Source organism: Faecousia sp., assembly GCF_048519415.1.
Lineage (GTDB): Bacteria > Bacillota > Clostridia > Oscillospirales > Oscillospiraceae > JAZOXB01.
Genome location: NZ_DBFZUT010000084.1, coordinates 1 through 13,211 on the forward strand (window position 1 = coordinate 1; position 13,211 = coordinate 13,211).

A 13,211-nucleotide genomic window follows, 5' to 3' on the forward strand; every position below is an offset into this window, starting at 1 on the left:
GGACTACACGCTGGGAAAGGCCCTTCACGGGATGTATGTATTGCATGTGTGAACAATGTAATCGATTTTATAAATCTCTTAGGACAGTCATCACGAATCAAGCCATATACAGAAAGCGTTCCACGAACCATAGACATGCCAAAGAGCTACGACTTGATTATTGATGATTTAGTGAGAAAATTAAATCAATCCAGTTCAAATGAAGATAAAGCTATTGCTATTTCTTCTATTTACTTGGTTATTCCAGAATTACCCGAAGAAGAGCCCGAATGGATTCAAGCGTTTGAAAGGCTAATGGTAATTCCAAAGGAAACAGATATTTCCTTCTTGCTCGATACCCTACAAGCCTCAAGGTATGCATCATTAATTAAGGTAGCAAAATCGAGTGACGCGATTCCAGTTGTTGTTCAAAAAGGAAATTACGCTGCGCTTCCAATCGAGCCACAATACTTAAAAAAGTCCTTCTCTGATATTAGGGATCGTTGGTATGCTGATAGAGGGACAGCAAACGGGCGCTTAGATCAAAAGCAGTTTGATCCCCCTCCAATAGAATCTGTATATGAAATTTTTACCTTTCAATTTCATGTCCTTCGTATTACGGATAGCGAGGAAGCACAGCTTACAGCCGCAGATACTTGGCCTCTTATCGCAGCAAGCTTAGCCTACGCAGGGACACGCGGCCCCTGTTGGTATTTTGTCAGAAAAACTTCTGATTGGGGACAATTAGAAGCCTATATGAATAGAGCGTCGATGGTTGGGCGAAAACTAAAAAAGGGCTTCGAGGAGTTTAAACCCAGTTTTGAGGCACTCAAAGCTGGAAAACCCATAACAAAGACCGAAAAATATGTATCCGAGTTACTGGAACAATATGAACAATCTTCTGTAAATAGAGGTAAATTGTTAGAACTTAGCAAGAAGCATACTGGTAAGGACAAAGAACTCTGTCAAGAAGCTTGCACTGATTTGCTTCGGGTTTCTAATGAAGAAATGTCAATTGGTCAAATGCTAATAAAACTTGCGGAAAACCAGTACACATTTAAAGATAAAGATGGATCCAGCAGAAAATACTGGGCAAGGTTATTATGTGAATCCGCATCGGAGCTTGAAGACACATTGGGAATATTGGCTATTATAAAAGATCCTGAATTAGCGGTTGCACATACAGCAGCAAGAAAGGCATTTCGAATTATTGATTTTGTGAACTATGGGCCTAAAGTAGAATAATTGAATAGTAAGATGTCCGAGTGCTGTGATTGCCTAGATGTTTTGACATCCGCACATTCGATTTCTGTCGTTCCTCCTGCTACAATGATTGAAGAAAATCTAAGGAGGGACAGCGTATACATCGTATCCGTGGTGGACTATCGGGACTTCCATTCTGAAGGCGTCTATAAGGCGACCTACACCATCTACCATCAATACACCATGGGTGTAGGGCCGAACCGCGATGGGATCATGCTCCTGCTCAGCATGGATGACCGCGACTGGGCAATGTTCTGCTATGGCTCACACTGCGAATATGCCTTCAACAGCTATGGTCAGGAGAAGCTGGAAAAGGTCTTCCTCGACAATTTCGGCGAGGACGACTGGTACGGCGGCTTTGAGGATTACGTCAAGGAATGCAGAGTCTATCTGGAAAAGGCGGCAAACGGGAAGCCCGTCCGGGCGAGCTTGTTTTTTCCGATGCTTGTCGTAATCGGTCTTTCTCTGCTGGCGGCAATCGCGATCGTTGCTGTGATATGGCAGAAAATGGACAATGTATCAGAAAAAACAACCGCAAACGCCTATGTCGCCGCGGGGCTCCGGCTTACGGAGCAAACAGATCGTTTTACCCATAAGACGACCTCCAGCCGGAAGATCGAGCGCAGCTCCTCCAGCGGAGGAAGCAGTCGCAGCGAATCCGGCGGCGGCGGTTCGGGCCGAAGCGGAAAATTCTGATCTGAAAGGAGCGGCTATGAAAACAACACACAAGCAAGTACTTGCGCTGTTGCTGGCGGTAGCTCTGCTGCTGTTGCTTTGCGCCTGCGCGCAAATTCAGCAGCTCAAGGGCACCGACAGTGCCACATTGCCTGAAACGCTTGCCGGGCAAGCCTCGGAAACGCAATCGGAGGATCCCACGCAGCACAGTGAGATCACGGAAACACAGCGGGCGCAGCACAGCGAGACCACGGAACCACAGCAGGCGCAGTATATTGGCTCAGAGGAAGGCAAAAACTCGCTGCTATGGCTACGGGATAAGATTGATTTTTCGCAGACGATGTTCGGGATGGCATATCTCGGCTATGTCGGCGGGCTTTTTGAGGAGGGGTTTGAGGCAGGTTTTTCCGCATGGCTTTGGGAAACCAATGCGGCCCTGCTGCTGGAATACCCCTTCATCGCAGAGATCGATGCGGAGCACATCATCGGCGGTGCGGGGCATCTGTACTGCATCGTGCCGGTCGACGAAAACGCAACAGTTGTGATCAACCGCGTGCAGTGGAATGAAAAAACGAAGACCGATGAGGTCACGGATGTACTCTACCGGTCAGAGAGCGGCGAACCGGTGCTGCTCTTTGCAAATCTCGATGGCATTGCATATGAAGCCGACACCCAGGTCTTCATCACCGACAACAACGGGAACACCTGCGAATGGTACCCATCGCTCGATGCGATGAGCCATCTTGCGCCGTGTATATCGGAAGCTGGCGACTATCTTTCGTTTGACTTTACGGAATATGCTTGGTATAACGCCCCGCCCGAATTTGCTGGCTGGCTTTCTGATGGCTGGACAGGCATGACCGCGCTTGGCCTTGCCGGTTCGCAGCCTTCAGGCATGGGCTGGATCACAGAAACCATGGCAGGGGAAACCAACCGCTATGCCTGTTTCTCGCTGCGCTTTTATCCCGGGGATGAGACGGGCGGCTCGGTCGATCTGGATTGGGCATACAAAGACAGCAAGGACTTTGAGGAGATGTGGAGCGGTTCCTGGACGATTCAGACCATTCCGGACGGTCCGAGTTATGTAACGATCAACATATCGCTTGTTGGCGGTAAAAACTACAGTGCCACGGACTGCCCGATGTATCTGTGTGAAACGTATCCCCTCCTGATCAGCCCGAGCGGCACGGAGCTGCTGGTCGGCGCGGGCGAAAGCGGCATTTGCCTGCCGTTCATGTCGCAAAGTACCCTGGCATGTGTACTGACGCAGTCCGCGGGATAGAAAGTGTGCAGGGAGCTAACTGCTTTAAGGTTGAGCATAGAGACAAAATCCTTTACTATGAGTATGGATCTTCCGGAATTTCAGGCCTGCGTCACGGCGTACCGCAACTGGTTTCAGGAGATTCTGAACTCCATGGACGTCCCCTGGTCCAACGGCTTCATCGAGGGCTGCAACAACAAAACGAAGGTCCTCAAGCGCGTCTGCTTCGGGATGCGGAACTTCCGGAACTTCAGAAATCGGATCCTTTTCTGCAGCGGTGTACCGAAAAAACCGCGCCGGGGCTAAGCACCCCGACACGGTCCTGGATGATTGTGTTCTTTGCCTCTACCCCAACGATTGACATAGAGCCCGATAAATGCCGATCATGCCGGCAAGGAAAGGCAGCCCGCCTAAGCCGTTCAGCAGCGCAGAGTACATTCCGTTCTGCTAAATCCAGTTGGAATTCAGCTTGTCAAAAAGTGCCTGAGAGCTTCCCATAAACTGCGCGCCGCCCCGGTGGGTCTCCCGGGGCGGCGCTTTTCTATCGATCTGAAAGGTGAATGAGGGGGCAAAAATCAGTTGAACTTGCTGTGGACGATCTCCATGAACTCCTTGACGAGCTTCGCGTCAACGCGGTCGCCGGTCTTGAAGCCGCGGCCGACGATAACGGCATCGCAGTACTCCATGTAGTCCAGAACGTTGTTCGGCTTCACGCCTGCGCCGACGATGATGGGGAAATCGCCCATCTCTTCGCGCATGGACTTGACGTCCGCCGGGGTGATCTTCTTGTTCAGGTCGTTCTCGGTGACGATGACAGCATCGGCATCGTGGCCCTTGGCATTGCCAGCCAGCTCGTTGATGGCGACATTCGGAACGCCATAGGTCTCGGCGGTGTGGACGTCAGCAAAGATCATGGTGTCGGACGGATAGTCCTGACGGATCTTGGCAAGCGGCGTGGAGCAGGCTTCGATGTAGCCGAAGGAACCGGCACGGTTGTCGACATAGGCCTCAAAGCGGATGAAGTCGGCGTCGACGGCGTAGGCCATGGCCCACTCCTGCACGAAGGCGTTCATCTCGATGTTGACGCCGAACGGGATCTTGCAGAACTCGCGGATGCGGGTGGCGATGCTGACCATCAGGGAATAGGCCTCGAGGGGGATCTCGGTGCTGTACTGGGGCCAATCGCTGAAGTTCTCGAGCATGATGGCGTCAACGCCGCAGTCGATAAGGGTGTGGGCATCCTCGATGGCGTTCTTCACGATCTCTTCCTTGTTGTTCTGGTAGGCAGCGTTGCCGGGAAGCGGCAGCAGGTGGACCATGCCGATAACTTTCTTCTTGCCATTAAAAAACAGCTTGCTCTTTTCGCTCATTGTTATTTCTCCTTCGATGATTTTGGGCAGAACCGCACAATTCAGCGAGCGCATTCGGCGAGAGATTTTTTGTCGAGGCATGGTTTGAAAAGTGCAGGAATACTTTGTGTATTTCAATCTTTTCGAACCGAAGGATCGGCGAAAAATATCCGGCGAAGGCTGAAGATGTAATTGTGCGGTGTTGCCATTTAGCAGCAGACCTCGAGGATGTTGTCCTCAAACGTGATGGCGCGGACCTCATTGCCGCCGTTCGTTGCCGGCTCATAGAGGATGGTGTAGTTGGCAGCCTTGAACTTCGCGATGATCTCGTCGAGCTTCTCGCGGGAGTCGACCTTGATGCAGATATGCACAAAGCCGGTACGGTTCGGGTCCTTCTTCTCGTCGACGACGGTCGGCTTGGACATCAGCTCCAGCTTCGGGTTCTCATCGAACTTCATGATGTAAGACTTGTAGCCGTCATCCTCTTCGTAGGTCGCATGGACCTGCGCACCGAAGAAGTCCTCAAAGAACTTTCTGGCGCCTTCCAGATCCTTGACAAACAGACCGACATTGCTGATTCTCATAAGAAATCCTCCTTATTTTTAGCGGCGATACGCCGCAGGGTTGATGAATTCGGGGGCCGCCGACGCTGTCGGCAGTTTCCTGCCGACAGCAGTGTGGGCACAGCGGCCAGAGGTTTGCCTGATTTAGGCGATCACGCCGAGCAGGCCAAGCACGAAGCCGAGCAGCATCGTGCCGAAGGTGATGTAGGAGCTCTTGACGCCCTTCTTGGACAGGCCATAGACGCCCATCGTCAGAAGCAGCGGCATCATGTTGGGAAGAATCGCGTCAAACACGCCGGTCTGGAGGTTGAAGACCTCAACGCCCTCGCGCATCATGACGACATTCCAGTTGAAGGAAACGTAGCTGCAGATCAGCGCGCCGCAGACCGCGCAGCCGAGGATATTCGCAACCTTGACGACCTTGTCAAAAATGCCGCTCTCCATGAGCTTCAGAACGGCTTCGCCGCCGCTCTTATAGCCGACGTTCAGCATCCAGTAGCCGACACCATAGAAGATGGCCATGAACAGAACGGTGTAGGCGATCGGAGCCCAGACAGCGCCCTGCGTTGCGAGGTTGATGAAAATAACGGACAGAACGGGAAGCAGAACGACCTGAGACAGAGTGTCGCCGATACCGGCGCACGGGCCCATCAGGCCGGACTTGAGGGCGACGAACGCCTCGTCGGGGATGTCGGCGCCGGAGCGCTTCTGCTCCTCCATGGAGGCGCAGATGCCGAGGATCATGCCGCCAAAGTCATGGTCGGTGTTGAAGAACATGGACTGACGCTTCATAGCAGCGATCATGGCCTCATCATCGCCCTTGTAGATCTTGCGCAGCAGCGGGATCATAGCGGTGCAGAAGCCGAGGCCCTGCATTCTCTCGTAGTTGTAGCAGGACTCGCAGAACCAGTGCCACATGAACCAGGAATGACGCAGGTCCTTCTTGGTGAAATACTGATAGGAAAGATCGTTGTTCTGCTGGATGCTCTTGAAGCCGGCAAAATCGCTCTCCGTGAAGCCGACCATCAGGACAGCCACGATGAGGAAGATGAATGCCACGGCGATGGTGTTCAGGCCAAGGAAGCTCGTAGCAAGGAAGCCGAGGAACAGGAACCAGCGGGCATTGCCCTTAAAGATGGACAGCAGCATCATGCCGACGCCGACTGCCGGAAGCATGCCGCCCATGACGCTCAGTGCATCGAGGACGCGGCCGCTCAGTGCGTTCGTCACGCTGTCGAGGGCATTGGAGCCGAAGTACAGGATGACAAAGACGATGATGAAACGGATAATGGACTTGACAATGTACGGAATCCAGGTGTTTGCCCAGATAACGAGCTTGGACTTGCCCTGCTCGATCCACTTGTCAGCCAGAGGAATGAGCATGCACTGGCCGGTCATGGTCAGAACTTCGATCACAGCGCCGACAAGGCCCATAGGAACGGCCAGTGCCAGAGCGGTGTTCGTATCGAGGCCGCCGATCAGAGCGAATGTAGTACCCATGATACCGGCCATGCCGGAGTCAGCAGGCAGAGAGCCGCCGGCGGAGACGAGGCCGAGGTAGATGACGTTGATGGTCGCGCCGATGATCGTGCCCTGAACCGGGTTGCCGAGGATCAGGCCGACGACAAGGCCGCCAACGAGCGGACGGTTGATCGTTGCCCACTGGCCCATGGAACCAAACGGCCAGCTGATGTTCGAGAAGCAATAGAACAACGAGATCAGGCAAATTTGCAGGATACTGATATTCACAAGTTCTCTCTCCTTATTTCTATTTTGGGCTTCACCGCAAAAGCGGTGCCGCCTTTGGGTTCTGAGCTCCGGGAGCGGGGCTCAGGCGTGGGACCTGCCGTTTACTTCAACAGCTTCTTGACGTCTTCCTTCGCATCGGACGGGACCATCTGGCAGTAGACGTATACGTCGGCGTCCACAAGATCACGGAATGCCTGGATCTCGTCCGCGCTGGCGGAAATGCTCTTGTTGAAGTGCTTTCTGCCGGGCGCGCCGCCCATATTGCCGAGGATGATCTCCTTGATCTCGATGCCGCTTCGGACCATGGCCAGCAGAGGCTGCGGAGTCTTCGAAAGAACAAGGACCTTTTCTCCGGCGGGAGAATCTTCCTTCAGATAGGCGGCGGCATCTGCCTCATTCATGACCTGCAGCTCCACATCCTTGGGTGCAGCCGCAAACAGGATCCGCTTCAGGAACGCGTTTGAGGCGGAACCGGCATCGATGATGAGAATGACATTCGCGTTGCAGAGCTTCAGCCACGAGGTCATGACCTGACCGTGGATCAGGCGCTCGTCAACACGAGTCAAAACGACATTGCGCATGCTTTATACCTCCTTCCTTACATGATGAATGCTGGGATATGCTTCAGAGCAGCGAAGCTGCCCATAAAGACGCAAAGGGATCAGCGGCAGGCCTTGACGCTCTGCATGAGCTTGGCTGCCAGAGCCTCGTCGATGGGCTCCTCCGCCTTGCCGTGCGGCTTCATGGCCGAGCCGACGATGGCGGCCTCGACGAGAGACAGCTGGTCGGCTGCATTCTGCGCATTGACGCCGCTGCCCGCGATGAGCGGGAGCTTCGTGACTTCGCGCACGCGGCGGATGGTCTCGAGCGGAGAGGCGGAGCCGGTGTGCGCGCCCGTGATGATGAGGGCATCCGCGCCGCACTCCGTTGCCATCAGGGCACTCTCCTCGATGGAGATGGCGCTGCTGAGCATGAACGTGTGCTTTGTCTGGATATCGCACAGCAGGGCGATGTTCTCCGCGCCGAGCAGCTTGCGATAGCGCTGCAGCTCTTTGGCGCAGGGCTTGACGATGCCGTCGGACGTCACGACCGTGTCGACGAACACCGGCACACGGATGAACGTCGCGCCGACAGCCACAGCGATGGCCAGACTCGCCATCGGATCACAGAACGCCGCATCAATGCCGACCGGGATGGTCGCCTCGCGCGCCACGACCGTGGCCACGGCGGTCAGGGCAGCCATCTGCTCCGGCTCGAGCTTCGTTCCGGCGGGATGGTCGCAGAAATTCTCGACAATCACGGCGTCAACGCCTGCATTCTGCATGGCATGCAGATCGGCAAGGGCGCGGTCGATGACCTTCGTCATATCCCCGCAGTAATCCATCGTGCCGGGCAGTGCCAGCGTGTGGATCATGCCGATGATGCTTTTCTTTTCCAATAAATCCAGTTTTGCCATTGGAAAAACCTCGTTTCTTAACTCTTATCGGATGTAACGGTCGCCGATCAGGGAATCCAGGATTCGGCAGGCCGACGCACAATAGCGTGCGCAGTTATCATAGGCGTCGTCCGGGGCAACGGCATCGGGATCAGCCTTGTCGTAACCGCCGAGCAGCTGGCGGCAGAGCAACGAGCCGTTCTCCTCCAGAAAACGCTTTTGGAATTCGTGGACCTTCTCGATCAGCAGCTTATCCGCTTCCTCCGCATTCGGCCGATCAAAGCCGAACACGATGCTCAGTGCCATGGCAGCGCCGGTCACTGCACCGCACGAGTCGCCGTGGAAGCAGCCGCCGCCGAGGCCTGCGCTCAGGCGGAGCGCCTCATCGCGGTCCATGCCGAGGCGGAATGCCGCATACGGGAACACACACTGCGAGCAGTGGAAGCCGTCCTCCATCAGCGCGTCTGCACGCGCCTCCGTCATCGTATTTTCCATAGTTCCTCCCGCTCAGTCAAAGTTGTATGCGGTCACGATGGGCTTGCGGCCCTCGGACTTATCATGGAAATACTCATAGAGGCTGATACCGAGGAACGAGCCGCTGATGTTCGTCAGGTTGTGGTAGCCATGGCCGCGCAGGCAGCAGAGCGCGTAATAGCTCCGCTGGCTCGAGCGGCAGTGCAGGTACACGGGAACATCCTTTGGAATTTCCTCCATCCGCGCGCGCAGCTGCGTCAGCGGGATGTTATGGGAGCCGACGAGATGGCCCTCGGCGTACTCGCCCTCCTCGCGGACATCGACAATATACGCGCCGGACTCCACAAGGGAGCGCACCGCGGACACATGAACCTGACGGAGCTGGCCCTCGAGCACATTGATGGCAACGAGCGCCGCCTGATTGACGGGGTCCTTTGCCGTGCTGTAGACCGGAGAATAGCAGAGCGTCATGTCCTTGAGGTCATAGACCGTCGCATGCATGCGGATCATCGCCGCGATGACATTCATGCGGCCGACGACGTCGCCCTCCCCGATCGCCTGCGCGCCGAGGATCAGGCCCGTTGGGCGCTCAAAGATGAGCTTCAGGGACATATAATGCCAATCCGGCATAATGCCGACCTTATCGCCCGGGAAGATCAGCACGCTGTCCGCGTGGAGGCCGGAGCGGGCGGCAAGTGCCTCGCTGATGCCGACGGCTGCAGCGTTCTGACCAAACACGCGCAGACACAGCGCGCCCGCAAAGCCGTGGTTCGGACTCGTGATGCCGCAGATGTGGTCCGCAGCGGCGCGCGCCTCGAACTGCGCAGGGCCGGCCAGCGCAAGCTTGCGCCAGACATGGGTCTGCGGGTCATAGACCTCGATCGCATCGCCGACCGCGTAGATATCCGGGTCGTTCGTCTGATAATTTTCGTTCACATGGATCGCACCGGTCTTACCGATCTCGAGCCCGGCCGCAGCCGCGAGCTTCGTCTCGGGGAAGACGCCGATGGCCAGAACGACCGCGTCGGCAGAATAGGTCTCCTGCGCGCCGTTCCGCTCGACCGTCACGCCCTGCTCCGTGATCGCCTGCACGTTCGTGTGCAGCAGGAGCTTAACGCCGTGGCCGTCAAGCTCCTTGTGCAGGATCTGGACCATATCCTCGTCAAACGGCTGCAGGATCTGACCGGACAGCTCCGCCAGCGTGACGTCCTTCCCGGCCAGCTGCAGATTTTCCGCAGCCTCGATACCAATGAAGCCGCCGCCGACCACGAAGACACGCTTCGTCTCGGGCTTATCCAGAAATGTCTTGAGCGCGACGATGTCGCGGACATTGCGGATGGTGAACACATTCTCACGGTCCGCGCCCTTCAGGGCAGGCGGAACGATGGGGTTTGCGCCCGGCGACAGGACAAGCTTGTCATAGGGCTGCTCATACGTCTCGCCGGTCTCCGTGCTGCGCACGGTGACGGTCTTCTTCTCGCGGTCGATGGACACGACCTCGGAATGCACACGCACATCGATGTCATGCTTCTTCCGGAAGGCCGCCGGGGTCATCATGATGAGGTCCTCGCTGTCCTCCACCGTGCCGCTCAGATAATACGGAAGGCCGCAGTTGGAAAACGACACGTCGCTGCCCTTTTCAAACACCACGACGTCCGCATTTTCGTTCAGGCGCTTGACGCGTGCCGCAGCCGATGCGCCGCCGGCCACACCGCCGACGACAACGACCCGGAGCTTTTCATTCTGTGCTGCCATTGGTTTTCCCTCCGATCAGCCCAGCGTCATGCCGCCGTCGACAAGGAAGTTCGAGCCGTTGGCATAGGAAGCTTCCTCGGAGCAGATAAAGGCCGCGACATTTGCGATCTCCTCCGGCGTGCCCGGACGGCCCATCGGCCCAAGCGTAACATTCTCGTCGGCGTTGTCGAAGCCGACGTTCTTATAGCTGTCCAGAATGGTCGCCATCATGTTCGTCTTGACCCAGCCCGGCGAGATCGCATTGATGCGCACACCGTTGCCGCCGTTCTCGCTGGCGGCGTTCTTCGTCAGATGGATGATGGCCGCCTTGCTCGCGCCGTAGGCGCTTTCAAACGGATAGCCGACGACACCGGACACGGAACCGAAGTTCAGGATCGCGCCGTGCTTCTGCGCCTGCATGACGGGCAGAACGGTATGCATCATCAGGAAGGTACCGAACAGATTGACGCTGAGCACCTTCTTTGCATCGGAGAAGGAGTAATCCTCCACGCGGGCGCTCGGGCCGGGGATCCCGGCGGCATTGACCAGAACGTCGATCCGGCCGAAGTGCTTTACGATCGCGTCGACCGTCGCCTTGACGGATTCTTCATTGGAAACATCGACCGCCGCGCAGAAGGCGCGGTCACTGCCGAGGCCGAGCTTGTCGGCCAGAGCCTGTACGCGGTCAACCGTAATATCCAGCAGCGCGACCTTCGCGCCGAGGTCTGTAAATTTCTTTGCCATCGCAGAGCCGATGCCGCCGCTTGCGCCGGTCAGCACGACCACCTGATCCTGATAGTTCATTGTGACACTTCCCTTTCACACTGAAGTCTTGGGACTTTCAGAGGCGGCCTGTGCCGCCCGATTCTGACTTTCCCCTACGCCCTATTTTATATGCAATTTCCGTGCCACTACAGGTAGTAATTCGCGGGCTTTTTTCGGTCCGGTTCAATTTTTCTGTCGGAATGTTCAAAAATCAGCTGATTTTTCAGCATTTTTCCGTCAGAAAACCGGAAAAACATTTTTCTTACGGATGCAGAAGTTTTTCTGCGGCCTGACGGCACTCGTCCATCGTCAGCCCGCTCAGGAGCTTCCGGACAGCCGGAACGCGGCGCGGGCTCATGGAAAGCTCATTCACGCCCATACCGACAAAGGCCGGGGCCAGCTTCGGGTCGCCAGCCGCCTCGCCGCACATACCGCAGGGAATGTGCCGCTCTGCAGCAGCCTGCGCCGTCATGGCAATGAGCCGCAGCACGGCCGGATGCTCCGGCGCATAGAGGTGTGCCACAGCGGCGTTGCCGCGCTCGACCGCAAGCGTATACTGCGTCAGGTCGTTCGTGCCGATGGAGAAAAAGTCAACTTCCTTTGCAAACTCCTCTGCCAGAACGGCGGCTGCCGGGATCTCCACCATCATGCCGACCTTCACAGGGCCAGTCGGAACGCCCTCCGCCTGCAGCGTCTGCTCCTGCTCACGCAGCAGGGCCTTTGCCTCGCGGAGCTGATCCATGGAGCCGATCATCGGGAACATGACGCGCACGTCGCCATAGGCAGCCGCGCGGAGAATGGCGCGCAGCTGCGGCCGGAAGATCTCCGGATGGCTGAGCGTCATGCGGATGGCGCGGAAGCCGAGGAAGGGATTTTCCTCATGCGGCAGCTCGAGCGTCGGCAGCTTCTTGTCGCCGCCGACATCCAGCGTGCGGATGATGAGCGGCTTGCCCGCCATTGTCTGCGCCGCCGTGCGATAGGCCTCAAACTGCTCGTCCTCCGTAGGAAGAGCGTCGCGGTCCATAAACAGGAACTCGCTGCGGAACAGGCCGACGCCGTCCGCGCCGTATTTCATGGCCTGCTGCGCCTCCTGCGGCGTGCCGATGTTCGCGCAGATCTCAAGCGCCGCGCCGTCCTTCGTCTGTGAGGGGCAGGTGCGGAAGGCCTCGAGCGCCTGTGCTTCGCAGTCGGCCTGCGCCTTGCGGCTCTGATAGCTCGCCGTCTCCTCATCCGTCGGGTCGACGGTCAGGGTACCGTCCGCGCCGTCGAGGATGGCCATATGTCCGTTCAGTGCCTCTGTCTGCCAGCCGTCGATCCCGGCAGCGGCCGGGATGCCGAGCGTGCGCGCAATGATGGCGCTGTGCGCCGTCGCGCCGCCGAGCCTCGTGGCGATGCCCTTGACGTGGGCCGTATCCATGCGCACGGTGTCGGACGGCGTCAGTTCCTCCGCCAGCACGATCACATCGCCCGGCAGCACGGACAGGTCCTGCCGCCCGCAGCCGAGGCAGATGCGCAGCAGCTGCTGCTTGAGGTCCTCGGCGTCCGCGGCGCGCTCTGCCATCAGCTCGTCGCCGAGGGAGCGGAACATCTGCGCCAGCTCGTCGAACTGGTCCGTGATCGCTGCGGCGGCATTCTGCTTCTGCTCGCGGATGCGCTGGATGATCGGCTCCCGGACGGAGTATTCGTCGCCGAGGATCGTCAGGTGGGCGTCGAAGATCTCCGCCTCCTGCTCGCCCATCTTCTCCTTTGCGGTCTCATAGAGCCCGCGCAGCTCCTCCTCCGCAGCCGCCAGCGTTGCTTCGAGCTTTGCGACCTCCGCCTCGGCGTCAGCCGCAGGCTGGCGCGAAATCTCCGGGAGCTTCGGCGTAAACAGATGGATCTGCGCCATGGCGAGTCCCTCCGACACGCCCTTGCCTTGCCATTTCATGATGTTCCTGCCACCTCACTGTTTCATTCGTACAAAA

At 57.1% G+C, this 13,211-nt stretch carries 13 protein-coding genes; 4 read left to right on the forward strand and 9 right to left on the reverse strand.

What is annotated here, in order from left to right; genetic code table 11:
* The 4 genes from ACMKFF_RS08865 to ACMKFF_RS08880 form a co-directional block, all read left to right on the forward strand.
* Positions 1 to 1,224: hypothetical protein (locus ACMKFF_RS08865; RefSeq protein WP_419496703.1), on the forward strand; the 1,224-nt coding region annotated here is incomplete at its 5' end.
* Positions 1,225 to 1,938 carry a TPM domain-containing protein gene (locus ACMKFF_RS08870; protein ID WP_419496704.1) on the forward strand — a complete coding sequence of 238 codons (714 nt, stop codon included), beginning with the start codon at positions 1,225 to 1,227 and terminating at the stop codon, positions 1,936 to 1,938.
* A 16-nt stretch (positions 1,939 to 1,954) separates the two neighbouring features.
* Positions 1,955 to 3,199, forward strand: a complete 1,245-nt coding sequence (locus tag ACMKFF_RS08875; protein WP_419496705.1) for a hypothetical protein — start codon at positions 1,955 to 1,957, stop codon at positions 3,197 to 3,199.
* A 57-nt stretch (positions 3,200 to 3,256) separates the two neighbouring features.
* A complete protein-coding gene (locus ACMKFF_RS08880; protein WP_367927344.1) occupies positions 3,257 to 3,484 on the forward strand; it encodes a transposase in 228 nt (75 codons plus the stop codon).
* A 269-nt stretch (positions 3,485 to 3,753) separates the two neighbouring features.
* On the opposite strand, the gene ACMKFF_RS08885 is transcribed toward ACMKFF_RS08880, so the two are convergent.
* The 9 genes from ACMKFF_RS08885 to ptsP form a co-directional block, all read right to left on the reverse strand.
* A complete protein-coding gene (locus ACMKFF_RS08885) occupies positions 3,754 to 4,548 on the reverse strand; it encodes a BtpA/SgcQ family protein (protein ID WP_367927345.1) in 795 nt (264 codons plus the stop codon).
* A gap of 188 nt (positions 4,549 to 4,736) precedes the next feature.
* Positions 4,737 to 5,111, reverse strand: a complete 375-nt coding sequence (locus ACMKFF_RS08890) for a VOC family protein (RefSeq protein ID WP_349135858.1) — start codon at positions 5,109 to 5,111, stop codon at positions 4,737 to 4,739.
* Positions 5,112 to 5,234: 123 nt separating this feature from the next.
* Positions 5,235 to 6,839, reverse strand: coding sequence for a PTS system mannose/fructose/sorbose family transporter subunit IID (locus ACMKFF_RS08895; protein WP_349135859.1), 1,605 nt, complete (start codon positions 6,837 to 6,839; stop codon positions 5,235 to 5,237).
* A gap of 101 nt (positions 6,840 to 6,940) precedes the next feature.
* Positions 6,941 to 7,420, reverse strand: a complete 480-nt coding sequence (locus ACMKFF_RS08900; RefSeq protein ID WP_419496706.1) for a PTS system mannose/fructose/N-acetylgalactosamine-transporter subunit IIB — start codon at positions 7,418 to 7,420, stop codon at positions 6,941 to 6,943.
* Between the two features lie 80 nt (positions 7,421 to 7,500).
* Positions 7,501 to 8,295 carry a BtpA/SgcQ family protein gene (locus tag ACMKFF_RS08905; RefSeq protein ID WP_419496707.1) on the reverse strand — a complete coding sequence of 265 codons (795 nt, stop codon included), beginning with the start codon at positions 8,293 to 8,295 and terminating at the stop codon, positions 7,501 to 7,503.
* A gap of 24 nt (positions 8,296 to 8,319) precedes the next feature.
* Positions 8,320 to 8,769 (reverse strand): C-GCAxxG-C-C family protein, encoded by a 450-nt coding sequence (locus ACMKFF_RS08910; protein ID WP_418465135.1) that lies wholly within the window; start codon positions 8,767 to 8,769, stop codon positions 8,320 to 8,322.
* A 12-nt stretch (positions 8,770 to 8,781) separates the two neighbouring features.
* Entirely contained in the window at positions 8,782 to 10,503 is a 1,722-nt protein-coding gene (locus ACMKFF_RS08915) for an FAD-dependent oxidoreductase (RefSeq protein WP_419496708.1), read from the reverse strand.
* 15 nt (positions 10,504 to 10,518) lie between these two features.
* Positions 10,519 to 11,286: an SDR family NAD(P)-dependent oxidoreductase gene (locus tag ACMKFF_RS08920; protein ID WP_418581491.1), complete on the reverse strand. Its 768-nt coding sequence runs from the start codon at positions 11,284 to 11,286 to the stop codon at positions 10,519 to 10,521.
* A 223-nt stretch (positions 11,287 to 11,509) separates the two neighbouring features.
* The gene (gene ptsP, locus ACMKFF_RS08925; RefSeq protein WP_419496709.1) at positions 11,510 to 13,174 is read right to left on the reverse strand and encodes a phosphoenolpyruvate--protein phosphotransferase; all 1,665 of its coding nucleotides are present in this window, start codon (positions 13,172 to 13,174) and stop codon (positions 11,510 to 11,512) included.
* Between the last annotated feature and the right edge of the window lie 37 nt (positions 13,175 to 13,211).

Coding starts and splice junctions, on each gene's coding strand:
- ACMKFF_RS08885 (WP_367927345.1), bottom strand. CDS start 4,548: ATGAGCGAAAAGAGCAAGCTGTTTTTTAATGGCAAGAAGAAAGTTATC.
- ACMKFF_RS08905 (WP_419496707.1), bottom strand. CDS start 8,295: ATGGCAAAACTGGATTTATTGGAAAAGAAAAGCATCATCGGCATGATC.
- ptsP (WP_419496709.1), bottom strand. CDS start 13,174: ATGAAATGGCAAGGCAAGGGCGTGTCGGAGGGACTCGCCATGGCGCAG.
- ACMKFF_RS08900 (WP_419496706.1), bottom strand. CDS start 7,420: ATGCGCAATGTCGTTTTGACTCGTGTTGACGAGCGCCTGATCCACGGT.
- ACMKFF_RS08910 (WP_418465135.1), bottom strand. CDS start 8,769: ATGGAAAATACGATGACGGAGGCGCGTGCAGACGCGCTGATGGAGGAC.
- ACMKFF_RS08875 (WP_419496705.1), top strand. CDS start 1,955: ATGAAAACAACACACAAGCAAGTACTTGCGCTGTTGCTGGCGGTAGCT.
- ACMKFF_RS08890 (WP_349135858.1), bottom strand. CDS start 5,111: ATGAGAATCAGCAATGTCGGTCTGTTTGTCAAGGATCTGGAAGGCGCC.
- ACMKFF_RS08915 (WP_419496708.1), bottom strand. CDS start 10,503: ATGGCAGCACAGAATGAAAAGCTCCGGGTCGTTGTCGTCGGCGGTGTG.
- ACMKFF_RS08920 (WP_418581491.1), bottom strand. CDS start 11,286: ATGAACTATCAGGATCAGGTGGTCGTGCTGACCGGCGCAAGCGGCGGC.
- ACMKFF_RS08880 (WP_367927344.1), top strand. CDS start 3,257: ATGAGTATGGATCTTCCGGAATTTCAGGCCTGCGTCACGGCGTACCGC.